This is a genomic window from Cupriavidus sp. 05N39, assembly GCF_056397325.1.
The window spans coordinates 1-384 of the sequence record NZ_JBFTNE010000371.1; the positions used below are offsets into that span (position 1 = coordinate 1).

The window sequence follows — 384 nt, forward strand, 5'->3', positions numbered from 1 at the left end:
CCCCGGAGCTGGCGCAGCGCCAGCACGACCGCCTGCAGATCGAAAGCCGCCTGCACCGGGCCCTGGACGACGACGAGTTCCACCTGGTCTACCAGCCGCAGGTGAACCTGCATGACGGCCGCATGGTGGCGGCCGAGGCCCTGATCCGCTGGCGCAATTCGCAGCTGGGCGAGCTGCGGCCGGACATCTTCATCGGCCATGCCGAGAGCACCGGCGACATCGTCCGGATCGGGCTGTGGGTGCTGCGCGAGGCCTGCCGCCAGATCCGCGCCTGGCAGGACGCCGGGCTGGGCATCGTGCGGGTGGCGGTGAACGTGTCCTACCGCCAGTTCGTCGGCGAGGACCTGGCCCGCAACGTGCGCCAGGTGCTGGACGAGTTCGGCC

At 71.1% G+C, this 384-nt stretch carries 1 protein-coding gene; it reads left to right on the top strand.

What is annotated here, in order from left to right:
* Positions 1–384, top strand: a 384-nt coding sequence (locus tag AC1DN0_RS41760; RefSeq protein WP_477146707.1) for an EAL domain-containing protein, incomplete at both ends; no start/stop codon positions are given.